The sequence below is a fragment of the Qipengyuania zhejiangensis genome (assembly GCF_035607565.1).
Lineage (GTDB): Bacteria > Pseudomonadota > Alphaproteobacteria > Sphingomonadales > Sphingomonadaceae > Qipengyuania > Qipengyuania zhejiangensis.
Map to the genome: position 1 here is coordinate 504,641 of NZ_JAYKGO010000001.1, position 14,115 is coordinate 518,755.

Here is a 14,115-nt window from a genome sequence, read left to right on the forward strand (position 1 = left end):
CAACCGGCGCTTCGTGCGTTATGACGAAGCAATGACAACATTACCGTTCAAAGTCAGCGCTGCACTCGATCGCGCGGAAATCGCGCGACGCTGGGCGTTGGCAAACGAGCCAAGCCCCGACGATTCGCGCGGTCCGCGCTTGCCGCTGTTGCTGCGCGAATTCCTGTGGCCGGTCGAACCGCTTCGCCGCGCGTTCTCCAAGCCGTTGGACATCACCCCCGCAAGCCGCCCCAAGACAGTGATGCTGCTGCCCGGCTTCGGCGCGCATCCGATCCGGATGCGCTGGATGGCGCGAAAGCTGGAACAGGCCGGACACACCACCAAGCGGTGGGGGCTGGGATATAATCTGGGCGCCACCGCCGAACGGTTTGCCAGGGTGGAAAAACGCCTGCTGTCGGTATTCGAGCGTGCAGGCGAACCGATCGTGCTGGTGGGGTGGAGCCTGGGGGGCGTAATGGCCCGCGAACTGGCCAAGAAGCACCCCTGCAAGGTTGCCAAGGTCGTAACCATGGGTTCGCCCTTTTCGGGCAGCCCGCGCGCGAACAACGGCTGGCGGGCCTATCAGGCGATTGCCGGTCATCGCGTGGACGAACCCGAAATCGACACCGTACCGGCCCAAAAACCGCCGGTGGAAACCGTGGCGCTATGGAGCCCGCGCGATGGCATCGTGCACCCCCGATCGGCCTGCGGGCGACCGGGGGAACGCGATCGCGCAGTGGCGCTGCGCTGTTCGCACATGGGGTTCGTTCTGACCAATGAGGCCGTGATCGCGGTATTGGGGGAACTGGACGGATGATGAGGGCTTGTGTTCGTGTGGAGCAGGTGGTCTTAAGACTCCTATCCAAGATCTAGGAGGACCATGACCGGCAGTACCGATAAGTTCGACGAGATGCGCGATGCTGATGGCAACGTGCGACCCGCTTATTCCGATTACTGCAGCTGGTTCAACGATCAGGAAACGGCTCTCCTTCGCCGCAAGCACGGGGAAGCGGAAACGAATTTCCGCAAAACCGGCATCACCTTCAACGTCTATGGCGAAGATGAAGCCGAAGAACGGCTGATCCCGTTCGACATGGTGCCCCGTGTTATCACGGCGGCCGAATGGCGGAAGCTGACGCGCGGGATCGAACAGCGCGTGTCTGCCCTCAACGCGTTCATGCACGATCTTTATCACCGGCAGGAGATCATCCGCGCCGGACGCATTCCCGAACATCTCTTTCGCGACAACGAGGCGTGGTTGCCCGACATGGTGGGCTTCACCCCGCCCGGCGGTATCTACACCCATATCGTCGGCATCGATCTGGTTCGCACGGGTCCCGACGAATTCCTCGTGCTGGAAGACAACGCCCGCACGCCATCGGGTGTCAGCTACATGCTGGAAAACCGCGAAACGATGATGGCGATGTTCCCCGAACTGTTCATGCGCGTTCCAGTGGAAAGCGTCTCGGATTATCCGCGCCGCCTCGCCAAGAGCCTCGCCGCCTGTGCGCCCAAGTGCACCGAAGGCAAGCCCGTGGTCGCGGTGCTGACGCCGGGTATCTACAATTCGGCTTATTTCGAACACGCCTTCCTTGCCGATCAGATGGGTGCGGAACTGGTCGAAGGCAGCGATCTTCGCGTGGTGAACGGCCGGGTCGCGATGCGGACCACGCATGGCTACACGCCGGTCGACGTGATCTACCGCCGTGTCGACGACGAATTCCTCGATCCGCTCAGCTTCAACCCGGACAGCATGCTTGGCGTGCCAGGCATCATGGATGTGTATCGTTCTGGCGGTGTCACCATCGCCAACGCCCCGGGCACCGGCGTCGCCGACGACAAGGCGATCTATTCCTTCATGCCCGACATCGTCGAATTCTACACCGGCGAAAAGCCGCTGCTGAACAATGTCGAGACGCACCGCTGTGCCGAGGAAGAGAGCCTAAAATATGTGCTCGACAATCTCGAGGAGCTGGTGGTCAAGGAAGTCCACGGGTCCGGCGGATACGGAATGTTGATCGGCCCGACATCCTCCAAGAAGGAAATCGAGGAGTTTCGCCGCAAACTGGTGGCGAAACCGGCCAATTACATCGCCCAGCCGACACTGGCGCTTTCGACCTGTCCGATCTTCACCAAGAAGGGACTGGCCCCGCGCCATGTCGATCTGCGGCCCTACGTTCTGGTGTCGCCGAACAAGGTGGACATCACGCCGGGCGGCCTGACCCGCGTTGCGCTGAAGGAAGGATCGCTGGTCGTGAATTCAAGCCAGGGCGGGGGCACCAAGGACACTTGGGTGCTTAAGGACTGATATGCTGGGACGCACTGCAAACGGACTGTTCTGGATGTTCCGCTATCTCGAGCGGGCCGAAAACACCGCGCGCCTGCTGGATGCGGGCCTGCGCATGGCGCTGACCCGCGATCTGGTGACGGCGGAGGAGGAATGGCGATCGGTCATGTCCACCGCGGGCCAGCGGGTCGGCTACGAAACGAAGCACGCCAGCTATACCGGTGTGCAGGCGTGGAATTACATCCTGCGCGACAAGGATAACGGATCGTCGATCCTCGCCATGTTCGGGCAGGTCCGCCAGAACGCGCGGCTGGCGCGCAACGCCATCAGCAGCGAACTGTGGGAAGCGATCAACGAAAACTGGCTGGAGATGCAGGACCAGCTGTCCAAGCCCGTGGGCGAAAACAGGGTGCTGGACACGGTGGCCACCATCCGCCGGGCCGGCACGCTGGCGCATGGCGCGCTGGCCGGGTCGATGTTGCGCGACGAGGGGTATCACTTCGCCCGCGCCGGTACCTTCGTCGAACGTGCCGACAGCATCGCCCGCATCCTCGACATCAAGTATTATCTGCTGTTGCCGTCGCTGTCCTATGTGGGCTCAAGCCTCGACACGGGCCAATGGGACCAGGTCTTGCGCTCGGTTTCGGGTGACCGGGCCTACCGCTGGCTCAACGCGGGGCAGATCGATGCGCGCGGGATCTGCGAATTCCTGATCCTCGACAACCGCTTCCCGCGCAGCCTGGCGTTTTGCCATTCCACCTTGCGCGACGAACTGGCGGCACTGGCACGAATGCACGGCTCCGAAGGGGAGAGTAACGAACTCATGCGCGAAGCCGACACCCGTCTTTCCGATCTCACGATCGAAGAGGTTTTCGACAAGGGACTGCATGAATTCGTGGTTGAATTCACCGCTGCCAACGCCGCGATCGGCCGTGCGATCGCCCAAGATTACAGGTTCCTTGCCTGATGCGCCTCTCCATCCGCCACACCACCCGTTACCGTTTCGAGACGCCCGTGGTTCATGCGCTTCAGCGCCTGCGTCTGACGCCCAAGGAAACGCAAGGGCAGAAGATCATCGACTGGGCGATGGAATACGAAGGCGCGAATCCCGAACTGACGTACGAAGACCAGCACCACAACACCGTGACCCTGGTGGCGGTGGAGCAAGGCGCGCAGAATGTGACAGTCAGTTGTCACGGCCACGTCGATACCAGCGACCACGCCGGTGTGATCGGGCTGCACGCCGGCCATCTGCCCTTGTGGAGCTTTCGCGGGCAGACCAAGCTGACGCGTCCGGGGCCCGGGATCAGGAAACTGGTTGCCGAACTCGATCGGCGCGGCGGGGAACGGCTCGATATGCTGCACAACCTGTCATCGGCCGTCCTCGACAAGGTGTCCTACATCACCGGAACCACCAATTCCACGACGACCGCCGAAGAGGCGTATGCCGCCGCGAACGGCGTTTGCCAGGATCACGCCCACATCTTCATCGGGGCGGCCCGCGCGTTGGGAGTGCCCGCACGGTACGTAAGCGGATACCTGATGATGGACGACCGGATCGAACAGGAAGCCGGCCATGCCTGGACCGAAGCCTATGTCGAGGGACTGGGCTGGGTCGGGTTCGACGTTTCGAACGGAATTAGTCCCGATGCCCGCTATGTGCGTGTGGCGACGGGCCGCGATTACCGCGATGCAGCACCGATCACCGGGATCAGTTTCGGCTCGTCATCGGCTGTGCTCGAAGTGGATGTTGCGGTCGAACAACAGCAGGTGCAGCAGCAATAGCTGCCCCAAAGGAAAAGAATTCATGACGTATTGTGTTGGAATGGTCCTTGAGAAGGGCCTCGTCCTGATGAGCGACACGCGGACGAACTCCGGCGTCGACAACATCTCTGTCTTCCGCAAGATGTTCACCTGGAGCGTTCCGGGCCAACGGATCATCACGGTGATGACGGCCGGCAATCTGGCATCGACCCAGGCCGTTATCGGGCAACTCGAAGAACGGATGAAACACCCCGGCGAACGGGACAACATCCTGCTCGAAAGCCCGACGATGTTTCAGGTCGCCACAGAAGTCGGGCGGCTGCTGCGGACCACCATAGCCGAACGCCAGAACGCCAACGGTCAGCGCGGGCAGGGCAAATTCACCGCATCGGTCATCGTCGCCGGTCAGATCGCGGGCATGGAACCGCGATTGTTCATGGTTTATCCTGAAGGCAATTTCATCGAAGCAAGCCACGACACGCCCTTCTTCCAGATCGGCGAAACCAAGTATGGCCGCCCGATCATCATCCGCGGTTATGATCGCGAAATGAGCCTGGAAGATGCCGCAAAACTGCTGATGGTCAGTTTCGATTCGACGCTGAAGGCCAATCTGTCGGTCGGCCTTCCGCTGGATTTGCAGGTCATCAATCGTGACGCGTTCGAACCATCGCATCAGCACCGGATCAACGCCGACGATCCCTATTTCCAGGCGATTTCGTCAAGCTGGGGCGATGCGCTGAAAAACGCGTTCCATTCGCTTCCCGACTACAGTTTCTATCGCGACGACGAAAAGTAGATCCGAACTGGATGTTTGTTTCCCAAGGTTCGCTGCCGGGTTGACGGGACGAGCCTTGCCTTAACCTCCATATAGGTGGTGTCCCGCATACCGTAATAGTCCGTAGTGCGGCATGATTTGCCTTATGGAACAGCGACAAACACTGCACATCGTCGGCGGGACAAGCCGGTCCAGGGCCGAACAGGCGCACATGGGGTTCGACCTTGGCCACCATTGCGAAATCTACGCGGACGCCGACGAACTGATGGCTCATCCGCCCCAAAACGGCATTGTCCTTGTGTTTGACGATGAGAGCAGGGGCGGGGTCGCCAAGGTGTTGCAGGCCCTGTCGGCCAAGGGGCTGTGGCTGCCGATCGTCGGCACCGCCTTCGATCCCCGCCCGACCCGTGTCGTGGAAGCGATCAAGGCAGGTGCACTGGATTACCTCCGCCTACCGCTGCGGCAGGATCGTCTGGCGGACATGATCGGGCGGATCGGCGGGGAGGCCGATGCCTATGCGCAGGCGCGGCGCAAGATGATGGAAGCGCGAAACCGTATCGCGGCGCTGTCGCCGCGCGAACGCGAAGTGCTCGACTGGCTGGCCGAAGGGTGCAGCAACAAGATGATCGCGCGCGAACTGGCGATCAGCCCGCGTACGGTCGAGATCCATCGCGCGAACATGATGTCCAAGCTGGGCGCCGAACACCCGAGCCAGGCCGTCCGCCTGCGCCTCGAGGCGCATCTGGAAGGCGGCACGAGGTTCGTTGCGGGATAGGGGTGCGGTGGTCTTGCGGCGGATCAGCGGCAGTAGGAACCGTTGCCCGCTTCGAGATGAAAATGATCGCGGTGGGCAACGTTGTAGTCGGGTCCGAGGACCGTGCCGAACCGTTTGCACGCGCTTTCGTGGACCGTTCTCAGGAACTCGCGTTCCTTTTTCGATGCGTTCCAACCGCCGATAACCGAAATCCTGCGACCATCGGCCAGCACGAAGGCTGCGACATCGATCGCCTCCGCGCGTGCGTGGGCCGAGAGGCGTCCGCTTCCCGCGACATTGCGGCAGGAATAGCTGCCCATCGTTTCAATCCGCGCAAGCGGGCTGCCCATGATCTGGCGCGCGGCGCGGTCCACGCCAAAACGCGCCCACCCGGCCAGGGTGCTTGCAGCCGGACAGGCGAGCGGTCCCAGGTTCGTGACCAGGAATTCGCTTTCGTCGCCGCCGATCCCGTCAAGCCGGACCGAGTTTAGCGATGAACAGCCTGCGCCGTAATATTTGTCTGGTAGCGGAGCAAAGCGCGAGCCGGTCTGGCCGAGTTCGGCGTGGCACTGGCGTGTTTGGGGCCGCGTCTGTGCGATGGTGGCAGCGGCGGCTTCGTTGCGAACGCGCTTGGGTTCGCGGCTGTCGGGTACAGCGCCGCACCCTGCCATCAACAGGAGGATTGGAAGGAGAATGGCAGGATACGGTCGCATGAGCGGATTATCCCGACTTTATGGTTAATTTTTCCCTAACACGGTGAAATTGCAGGCATCGGCGGGTCAGTCGGGTGCGTCGACCTGCTGCCACAGTTCGATCTTCACACCATCGGGATCGAGCAACCACGCGAATTTGCCGTAGCCTTCATCGACACTGTCGAGCACCTCGACGCCCTTGTCTTTCAACTGGGCGACGAAGGTATCCAGATCGTCGACCCGAAGGTTGATCATGAAACTGCCCTGGCCGGGCTTGATATAGGTGTCGTCGGCGAAGTGGCTGATGAGGGAGTAGGGTTGTTTTCCCTGTTCCTCGGACCAGTTAAGCTGCGGCCCGTATTCGCCCCCGATACCCAGCACATCCTCATACCAGGCGCGCGTCGCCGCAGGATCCTTCACGACATAAAATACACCGCCAAGTCCAGTAATCTTCGCCATGGTTCAGGCTCCTTGCGCTTGAGGTTCGCTCCGGGTGACGCGGCTGACCACCACGATGGCAAGCCAGGCTGCAAGGAAGCCGGGGACGATTTCGTAGAGCCCGCCATCCATTCCCGGAAGCGCGGCATTCCACCCCAGCGCGATCCACACCATCACCACCCCGGCGCCGGTCACCAGCCCGGCCAGCGCGCCCGCGCCGGTCATCCGGTCCCATGTCAGCGACAGGACGATCAACGGGCCGAACGCGGCACCAAAACCCGCCCACGCGTTAGACACCAGTCCCAGCACTTCACTTTCCGGATCGTTGGCAATCACGATTGCCGCCAGCGCCACCAGCGCAACGCATATCCGTCCCACGTTCACGCTCTCCCGTTCGCCCGCGTTCTTGCGGAAGAACAGCTTGTAGAAATCCTCGGTGAGCGAAGACGACGCAACCAGCAGCTGCGAGCTGATCGTGGACATGATCGCCGCCAGCAACGCAGCCAGGAGGAAGCCCGTTATCAGCGGGTGGAAAAGAAGGTTCGCCAGAACGATGAAGATCGTCTCCGGATCGTCCACCACCAGGCCGTTGCGTTCGACATAGGCGCGCCCGGCAATGCCGATACCGATCGAACCGAGCAACGCCACGCCCATCCAGCTCATGCCGATGGTGCGCGCTTTCCTGACGTTCGCAAGGGTATCGATGGCCATGAACCGCACGATGATATGCGGCTGCCCGAAGTATCCCAGGCCCCATGTGACCGCGCTGATGAAGCCGAGCACAGTCAGCCCCTGTGTCAGACTGAGAAACCCGGGCACCGGAACGTCCGCCAGCGATCCGCCGGCGCTGCCGCCGGGGCCGAACATCACGACGAGCGGCATGAGAATCAGTGCGATGACCATGATCAGGCCTTGCACGAAATCGGTCAGGCTTACCGCCAGGAAACCCCCGACCATCGTATAGGCCAGGACGACCAGTGCCGTGATCCACAAGCCCAGCGTGTAATCGCTCATTCCCAGACCGGGCATCAGGCCGGCAAAACTGGTTTCGAACAGCTTGCCGCCGCCGACAAGCCCGGCGGCCGTGTATACGGAAAAGAACACCACCACGATCAGAGCGGACACGATCCGCAGGGCGATGGCATGGCTGGGGAACCGGTTGGCCAGAAATTCGGGAATGGTCAGGGAGTTGCCAAGATCTTCCGTCTGTTTGCGCAGGCGCGGTGCCACCACGATCCAGTTCACCAGTGCGCCAAGGAAAAGGCCGATCCCGATCCAGGCTTCAACCAGGCCGCTTGCGTAAAGGGCGCCGGGCAGGCCGAGCAGCAGCCAACCGCTCATGTCCGAGGCACCGGCCGACAGGGCCGCAACCGCCGGCGGCAGGTTTCGTCCGGCCAGAAGATACCCTTCGCTGGTATCGGTAGAGCGCTTCCACGCCCACAGACCGATCGAGAGCATGAGGATGAAATAAAGGGCGAGTGAAATCAGTGTACCTGTTTGCATATGCGGGCAGGTAACAAAAACGGCAGCCCTTGGCCAATCTGGCGCGGATGGGGGAGTGACGGTCCGTGCAGAATCGTCTTTCGGCCTTCGATGTGTGCCGCGGGGCCGCCCGATCGCCGGGATGGCTTGTGTAAATCCTGCGATCCGCCGTGAAAAACCTTCAGAAAATGATGGAACTATTCGATCCGGCAGGGATTAGGGCAGTATCTGTTTCACAGAGGGTAGCAAATCATGAAAAAGACAATTCTGTTCGCCGCGTCTATCGCGGCAGCAAGCCTCGCGTCACCAGTAATGGCGCAGGATTCGGGCAAGACATACTTTGACGGCGTTTATGTCGGTGGTACGTTCGGCCTAGACGCAATGGACGACAATGCAAACGATCGCCTGGTATTCGACACCGACGGCGATGGTGACTTTGACGATAATGTCCGCACCGTGACCAATATCGACGCCTTCAGCCCCGGTTTCTGTAACGGCCAGGCAAATGGCGCGACCAGGACGGCCGGTTGCCGTGACGACAAGTCCGACTTCGGATATGCCGTCCGCATCGGTTTCGACAAGCGTCTTGGTGACGGACCCATCGTGGCCGGCCTCCTCGTCGAAGGTGCGATGTCCGATTCCGTCGAATACACCTCGGGCTTCAGCACCACCCCTGCCAGCTACACCCTTGCGAGCAAGCTCGACAAGTCGGTCGCTGTGCGTGGCCGCCTCGGCTTCTCGCCGGGTAACGGCCAAGGCCTGTTCTACGTGACCGGCGGTGTCGCCTATGGCGATATCGAGCACGAGTTCACCACCACCAACACCGCGAATTCGTTCGACGTGGTTGGCGACGACAAGTGGCGTCTTGGCGGCCAGATTGGCGGCGGCGCGGAACTGATGCTCACCGACAACATCTCGTGGGGCCTCGAGTACCTGTACTCGCGCTACGACGACGACAAGGCATCGGTCCTCGTTGGACCTGGCACGGCAGGGGCGACCAATCCGTTCCTTCTCGACGCTGGCCAGACCAACCTTGCATCGGCGGATTCGAACTTCGACATCCACTCGATCCGCACCTCGCTGAGCTTCCGCTTCTAAGCGAACGGCGACAACGCAAAAGAAAAGGGCCACCGCATTGCGGTGGCCCTTTTTTTGTCTGTCGTTCGAACCGGTTACATGCCGCCCGAACGCTTGGCGCGCTTGCGCTCATGCGGATCGAGCAGGGCCTTGCGAAGACGGATGCTCGACGGCGTGACCTCGACCATCTCGTCGTCGTCGATATAGGCGATGGCCTGCTCCAGCGTCATGACGCGCGGAGGGGTGAGGCGGATCGCATCGTCCTTGCCGGTCGAACGGAAGTTCGTGAGCTGCTTGGACTTCATCGGGTTCACTTCGAGATCGTCCGGCTTGGCGTTTTCACCGATGACCATGCCTTCGTAAATCTTGGCGTTGGCGCCGATGAACAGTTCGCCGCGATCTTCCAGCATGTTCAGGGCGTAGGCAGCCGCTTCACCCGGAACCATCGAGATCAGCACGCCGTTCTGGCGGCCTTCGATGGGGCCTTTGTGAACATCGTACTTTTCGTAGATGCGGTTCATGATCCCCGTGCCGCGCGTGTCGGACAGGAATTCGCCGTGGTAGCCGATAAGGCCGCGGCTTGGTGCGGAGAAGGTGATGCGGGTCTTGCCCTGGCCCGACGGACGCATTTCCGTCAGCTCGGCCTTGCGGCGCTGCATCTTCTCGACAACCGTGCCGGAGTGTTCGTCATCCACGTCGATCACGACGGTTTCGAACGGCTCCATGCGCTTGCCATTTTCTTCGCGGAACAGCACGCGCGGGCGGCTGATGCCAAGTTCGAAGCCTTCGCGGCGCATGGTTTCGATAAGCACGCCGAGCTGCAGTTCGCCGCGGCCGGCCACTTCGAAGCTGTCCTTGTCTTCGCTTTCCGTGATGCGGATGGCGACGTTGGTTTCGGCTTCGCGGTACAGGCGATCGCGGATCATGCGGCTGGTCACCTTGGTGCCTTCGCGGCCCGCGAGGGGGCTGTCGTTGACGGCAAAGCGCATGGCGAGCGTCGGCGGGTCGATCGGCTGCGCCCGGATCGGCTCCTTGACCGCCGGATCGGCGATGGTGTTCGACACGGTCGCCTTTTCCAGACCGGCAAGCGCGATGATGTCGCCCGCTTCGGCGCGTTCTACGGGAACGCGCTCGAGCCCGTCAAAGCTCAGCAGCTTCGTCGCGCGGCCGACTTCCACGACGTTGCCGTCGCCATCGAGCGCGTGGATCGGATCGTTGATGTTGACCGTGCCCGACTGGACGCGGCCCGTGAGGACACGGCCCATGAAGTTGTCACGATCGAGCAGCGTCGCAAGGAAGCTGAACGGACCATCGGGGTCGAGACCCGGCGAAGGCACGTGGTCGACGATGAGCTGGAACAGCGGATTGAGATCGCCTTCGCGGGCGGATTCGTCATCGCTGGCATAGCCATCGCGGCCCGAAGCCCAAAGCGACGGGAATTCAAGCTGGTCGTCGTTGGCGTCGAGGCTGGCGAACAGATCGAACACTTCGTCGAGCACTTCCTGCGGACGCGCGTCGGAACGGTCGATCTTGTTGACGACGACGATGGGGCGCAGGCCCAGGGCCAGCGCCTTGCCGGTGACGAACTTGGTCTGCGGCATCGGGCCTTCAGCCGAATCGACCAGCAGGATGACGCCATCGACCATGCTCAGGATACGTTCGACTTCGGCACCGAAGTCGGCGTGGCCCGGAGTGTCGACGATGTTGATGCGCGTGCCGTTCCATTCGACGCTGGTGCACTTGGCGAGAATGGTGATCCCGCGTTCTTTTTCCAGGTCGTTGGAATCCATGGCGCGTTCTTCAACGCGCTGGTTTTCGCGGAAGGTGCCGGACTGGCGGAAGAGCTGGTCGACAAGGGTGGTCTTGCCGTGGTCGACGTGGGCGATGATCGCCACGTTGCGAAGGTCGCGGGACATGGGGTTTTTCTTTCGTAATGTAGGCCAAGCGACAGCCGTATATCGGCGGGTCGCGTATTTGCCGCGCCCCTAGCGCAGATGCTGCAATGCGGCAAGACGTTGCGGTGTAACGCGAAAGGCACACACGACGAATGGCTTGGTGCCGATGCCCCTAAGTGCTTGAGGGGGCGGGGTTCTGCACCTATCGGGCGTACGCCTGCGCAATTTGGGGACTGCGCAGCAGACGAAAAGACGTCTTGTGAGAAGAGGAAAATTCATGAATTTCAAGTCAATCGGCCGCACCGCGACCGTTCGTACTACCCTCATGGCTGGCGCCGCTGCGCTTGCCTTGCCGACTGCCGCAGTTGCTCAGGATGCAGGCGCGGACGACGAAGGCGTGCTCGAAGAGCAGGCCGAGCCTGAAATGGGCAACGTCATCATCGTGACCGCTACCAAGCGCGAACAGACGCTGCAGGAAATCCCCGTTGCAGTCAGCGTCACCACTGCCGAAACGATCGAGCGCGCCCAGATCCGCGATCTCAAGGATCTGCAGACCCAGGTTCCTTCGCTTCGCGTCAACCAGCTGCAAAGCTCGGCCAACACCAACTTCCTCATCCGCGGCTTCGGCAACGGTGCCAACAACGCCGGTATCGAACCGTCGGTCGGCGTGTTCGTCGATGGCGTGTACCGCAGCCGCACGGCTTCGCAGATCACCGATCTTCCCGACGTTCAGCGCGTCGAAGTGCTGCGCGGCCCGCAGTCGACCCTGTTCGGCAAGAACGCCAGCGCCGGCGTGATCTCGATCGTCACCAAGGACCCGCAGTTCGACTTCGGCGGCTCGGTCGAGCTCGCCTATGGCAACTATGACGCCATCGTCGGCAAGGGCCTGGTAACCGGCCCGATCACCGATAGCATCGCATTCAGCCTGGCAGGCGGCGTCAACAAGCGCGACGGCTACCTCGATGACCTCGGCACCGGCAACGACAGCAACGGCCGTGACCGCTGGTTCACCCGTGGCCAGCTGCTGTTCGACAACGGTGGCCCGCTCAGCCTGCGGATCATCGGCGATTACGACAAGATCGACGAAGTCTGCTGTGGCGTGGTCAACCTGCGCCAGAGCGCAGCCAGTGGCGCGGTCTTCGCCATCGGCGGCCAGATCCCGAACCCGAACGATCCGTTCGCGGACGTGATCTACAACAACTTCGATTCGGCCAACGACATCGAAAACTGGGGCGTTTCGGCACAGGCCGATTACGACATCGGCGATTTCACGCTGACCTCGATCACCGCCTATCGCGAATCGCGCGCGCTGACCGACCAGGATTCGGATTTCACCAGTGCCGACCTGATCGGCCGCAACTTTGCGGACGTGGGCCTCGAAACCTTCACGCAGGAAGTGCGCCTTTCCGGTGAAATCGGCGACCGTATCAACTTCCTGCTCGGCGGTTTCTACTTCAACGAAGACATCGACCAGAAGAACGAGATCTTCTTCGGTCAGGACTTCCGCGAATACGCCAACCTGCTGATCGGCGGCCCGGTCACCAGCCCGCCGAACGATTTTGCGGTGCAGAGCATCGAAGCCACCATCGGCGCGCTGTCTGGCCAGAATTACGCGGGCCAGTTCTTCGCTCCGGGCCAGGGCCTCGTCGAAGCCTACACGCTCTCGAACGAAGCGCTGTCGATCTTCGGCCAGGTCGATTTCGAAATCCTCGATGGCCTCGTGCTGACGCTGGGTGCGAACTACACCGACGACAGCAAGGAAGTTGCCACCAACGTCCTTTCCACCGACGTGTTCTCGAATATCGACCTCCAGCAGGTTCGCGACACGGCCTTCAACTTCGGTCTCGCGTCCACAATCGGCGGCATCCTGAACGTACCGGGCGGCCTTGCCGACGCGGCGACGATCCAGGCGTTCGCCCAGGCTAACCCAGCCGGTTTCGCGCAGATTGCCGCGGGTTCCGCTGCCGCTGCCGATCCGCTTCTGGACCTGCAGCCGCTTCAGTTCCTGCCGCCCTTCCTCAACGTTCCGAACAGCGTGGAAGACGGCAAGACCAGCGACAACGACTGGAGCTGGACCGCGCGTCTGGCGTACGACATTGCGCCGTCGCTCAATGTCTACGTGTCCTACGCAACCGGCTTCAAGGCGAGCTCGTTCAACCTTTCGCGTGACAGCCGTCCGCTGGCGAGCGACCTTCCGGCGATCGTTGCCGGTGGGCTCAACCCCGTCAACCTGACCACCGGTTCGCGCTTCGCGGGTCCGGAACAGACCGAAGTTGCGGAACTGGGCTTCAAGGGTAACTGGGATGTTCTCTCGGCCAACCTCACGTTCTTCAACCAGAAGATCAAAGGCTTCCAGTCCAACATCTTCACCGGCACGGGCTTTGCCCTGGCCAATGCAGGTGAACAGGAAACCTTCGGCATCGAATTCGACAGCGTCGTGCGCGTGTCCGATTCCTTCAGCGTGATGGCAGCCTTCACCTACCTCGAACCGGAATACGTGACGTTCCCGAACAGCTCGATCGGCGATCTGTCGGGCCGCGAAGTTGCGGGCATTTCCGAATTCACGATGGCGCTGGGTGCCCAGTACGACAAGGAGATCAACTCCGCTGGCGACCGCATCATAGTGAACACCAACTTCTACCACGAAGCACCGGTGCAGATCGCTGACGGCCTGCCCGGCTTCATCAGCGGTGGCCAGCAGGCTGCGTTCGACGCTGCCCGCCCGTTCCGCCGCCAGGTGGACGAACTTTCGGCCAGCTTCACCTACGCGCTGGCCATGGGTCTCGACCTGACCGTGTGGGGCCGCAACCTGCTCGACGATCGCTACATCACCACGATCTTCGATTCGGTGGCTCAGTCGGGTTCGATCTCGGGTTCCCCGAACCAGCCGCGCACCTACGGTGTCGCTGCGAAGTTCAAGTTCTGATCGCCAGCCGATCCGATCTGATTTTGGGGAAGGGGGCTTTCGGGCC

The 14,115-nt window shown here is 61.7% G+C and carries 12 protein-coding genes; 8 read left to right on the top strand and 4 right to left on the bottom strand.

The features are described 5' to 3' along the window. Window positions 1-31: 31 nt before the first annotated feature. The 6 genes from VR863_RS02410 (at window position 32) to VR863_RS02435 (ending at window position 5,580) form a co-directional block, all read left to right on the top strand. A complete protein-coding gene (locus VR863_RS02410; RefSeq protein WP_324826833.1) occupies window positions 32-796 on the top strand; it encodes an esterase/lipase family protein in 765 nt (254 codons plus the stop codon). 63 nt (window positions 797-859) lie between these two features. Next, window positions 860-2,287: a circularly permuted type 2 ATP-grasp protein gene (locus VR863_RS02415; protein ID WP_324826834.1), complete on the top strand. Its 1,428-nt coding sequence runs from the start codon at window positions 860-862 to the stop codon at window positions 2,285-2,287. Window position 2,288: 1 nt separating this feature from the next. Next, on the top strand, window positions 2,289-3,233 hold the full coding sequence (locus tag VR863_RS02420) for an alpha-E domain-containing protein (protein ID WP_324826835.1): 945 nt from the start codon (window positions 2,289-2,291) through the stop codon (window positions 3,231-3,233). Then, window positions 3,233-4,051, top strand: a complete 819-nt coding sequence (locus tag VR863_RS02425) for a transglutaminase family protein (protein WP_324826836.1) — start codon at window positions 3,233-3,235, stop codon at window positions 4,049-4,051. The genes VR863_RS02420 and VR863_RS02425 overlap by 1 nt, the downstream gene beginning before the upstream one ends. A gap of 22 nt (window positions 4,052-4,073) precedes the next feature. Continuing rightward, window positions 4,074-4,826, top strand: a complete 753-nt coding sequence (locus VR863_RS02430) for a proteasome-type protease (protein WP_324826837.1) — start codon at window positions 4,074-4,076, stop codon at window positions 4,824-4,826. A gap of 124 nt (window positions 4,827-4,950) precedes the next feature. Continuing rightward, window positions 4,951-5,580: a response regulator transcription factor gene (locus VR863_RS02435; RefSeq protein WP_324826838.1), complete on the top strand. Its 630-nt coding sequence runs from the start codon at window positions 4,951-4,953 to the stop codon at window positions 5,578-5,580. 23 nt (window positions 5,581-5,603) lie between these two features. On the opposite strand, the gene VR863_RS02440 is transcribed toward VR863_RS02435, so the two are convergent. The 3 genes from VR863_RS02440 to putP form a co-directional block, all read right to left on the bottom strand. Next, window positions 5,604-6,272, bottom strand: coding sequence for an extensin family protein (locus VR863_RS02440; RefSeq protein ID WP_324826839.1), 669 nt, complete (start codon window positions 6,270-6,272; stop codon window positions 5,604-5,606). A 66-nt stretch (window positions 6,273-6,338) separates the two neighbouring features. Next, complete coding sequence (locus tag VR863_RS02445; protein ID WP_324826840.1) at window positions 6,339-6,710, bottom strand: VOC family protein; 372 nt, start codon at window positions 6,708-6,710, stop codon at window positions 6,339-6,341. 3 nt (window positions 6,711-6,713) lie between these two features. Continuing rightward, window positions 6,714-8,192, bottom strand: coding sequence for a sodium/proline symporter PutP (putP, locus tag VR863_RS02450; RefSeq protein WP_324826841.1), 1,479 nt, complete (start codon window positions 8,190-8,192; stop codon window positions 6,714-6,716). Window positions 8,193-8,423: 231 nt separating this feature from the next. On the opposite strand from putP, the gene VR863_RS02455 reads away from it, so the two are divergent. Beyond that, the gene (locus VR863_RS02455; protein WP_324826842.1) at window positions 8,424-9,269 is read left to right on the top strand and encodes an outer membrane protein; all 846 of its coding nucleotides are present in this window, start codon (window positions 8,424-8,426) and stop codon (window positions 9,267-9,269) included. Between the two features lie 74 nt (window positions 9,270-9,343). Here the strand turns inward: VR863_RS02455 and typA are convergent, their stop codons facing one another. After that, a complete protein-coding gene (typA, locus tag VR863_RS02460; protein WP_324826843.1) occupies window positions 9,344-11,164 on the bottom strand; it encodes a translational GTPase TypA in 1,821 nt (606 codons plus the stop codon). 256 nt (window positions 11,165-11,420) lie between these two features. Between typA and VR863_RS02465 the strand changes: the two genes are divergently transcribed. Then, window positions 11,421-14,069: a TonB-dependent receptor gene (locus tag VR863_RS02465; RefSeq protein WP_324826844.1), complete on the top strand. Its 2,649-nt coding sequence runs from the start codon at window positions 11,421-11,423 to the stop codon at window positions 14,067-14,069. Window positions 14,070-14,115: the final 46 nt, after the last annotated feature.